Origin of the sequence: Pseudomonas sp. NPDC088322, from assembly GCF_044740745.1 — a bacterium.
GTDB lineage: Bacteria > Pseudomonadota > Gammaproteobacteria > Pseudomonadales > Pseudomonadaceae > Aquipseudomonas > Aquipseudomonas shirazensis.
The window spans coordinates 15,322-15,727 of the sequence record NZ_JBIURK010000011.1 but is presented as its reverse complement, the minus strand read 5'-3'; the positions used below and the strand labels follow the sequence as shown (position 1 = coordinate 15,727).

General features: G+C 56.9%; 1 protein-coding gene. It reads right to left on the bottom strand.

What is annotated here, in order from left to right:
- A partial coding sequence (locus tag ACIOAU_RS23560; protein ID WP_401184863.1) for an immunoglobulin-like domain-containing protein occupies positions 1–406 on the bottom strand: 406 nt, incomplete at both ends.

The following is a 406-nucleotide window of genomic DNA, read 5'->3' as shown; positions in this document are numbered from 1 at the left end:
GACAAGGTGCCCTTGCCATCGGCGCCAACGTTGACGGTGTAGTTAGTGCCACCGACATTTACAGTCAGAGTCGTGGTGCTGCCAGCCTGCGGCGGGTTGCTCAACTGGAAGTTGAAGGTGAGGTTTGCATCACCTTCTTTAGCTGGCACCGCGGTCACGGCAACAGTCGTGGTGTCGATAGTGTCTTCGACGGTGACGGTGGTGGTTGCACCACTCAGGTCAACAGCCTCGTAGTTGCCGCCGCTCACTTCAGTAACGGTTGCAGTGACCTGGCTTGGATCGATGTAAACATCTGCGCCGTCGGTGTTAGGCACCAGCAAGGTGCCTTTACCCGAAGCATCGATATCAACGGTGTAATTGGTGCCACCGACATTAACGGTCAGGGTGGTGCTGCTGCCAGCCTGAG